The organism is Streptomyces sp. MB09-02B (assembly GCF_033794485.1).
GTDB lineage: Bacteria > Actinomycetota > Actinomycetes > Streptomycetales > Streptomycetaceae > Streptomyces.
Genome location: NZ_JARGEE010000996.1, coordinates 1 through 613 on the forward strand (window position 1 = coordinate 1; position 613 = coordinate 613).

Annotated in this window: 1 protein-coding gene; it reads right to left on the reverse strand. The window is 72.8% G+C overall.

All coding sequences use genetic code 11. From position 1 onward, the window contains the following. Positions 1–479, reverse strand: a 479-nt coding sequence (locus P1P70_RS45535; RefSeq protein WP_319248476.1) for a hypothetical protein, incomplete at its 3' end; no start/stop codon positions are given. Between the last annotated feature and the right edge of the window lie 134 nt (positions 480–613).

Below are 613 nucleotides of genomic sequence, written 5' to 3' on the forward strand. Positions count from 1 at the left end.
GGCACCGGGGCGGGCAGGGGTGCGGGCATCGAGCGGGCCGCCGGGACCGTGGGGATGCCGGAGCCGACGTTGACGGTGCGGGTGCCCTGGGGATCCCCCGTGCGCTCCGCTTCCGCGGCGGCCTGGGCGGCGGCGCGGCGGGCGCCGTAACGGCGGTGAACGGCCTGCTTGGTGACGCCGAGGGCCGAGCCCACCGCGTCCCAGGAGAAGCCGAGCGAGCGGTCGAAGTCCACGGCTGCCGTGACCAGGGTCTCGACACTGTCCCGCAGCTCCTGGGCGAGGCGGACGGTCGGGGCGGGGGCGCGTCCGTAGACGACGAAGCCCGTGGAGGGGCCGGAGCGGCGCGGGCGGTAGACATTGCCCAACTGGGCGGTGAGGGTGCGCAGTGCGTCCACCTGCCGGCGGACCCGCTCGATGTCCCGCACCAGCAAGTGCAGGCTGGCCCGAGCCTGGGCGTCGTGGGTTGCGTGGTCGGCCATGAACAAGCCTCTCGAACCGGCGTTGAAAAAGGGGAGGTGCCGCGATTGCGGCGCGTATCGGTCAACTCTTTCTTGACCAACGCGAATTCGCTCCGCTGGTAACGGGGTGGGGGCGTGGGGGCATATGCGTGGGG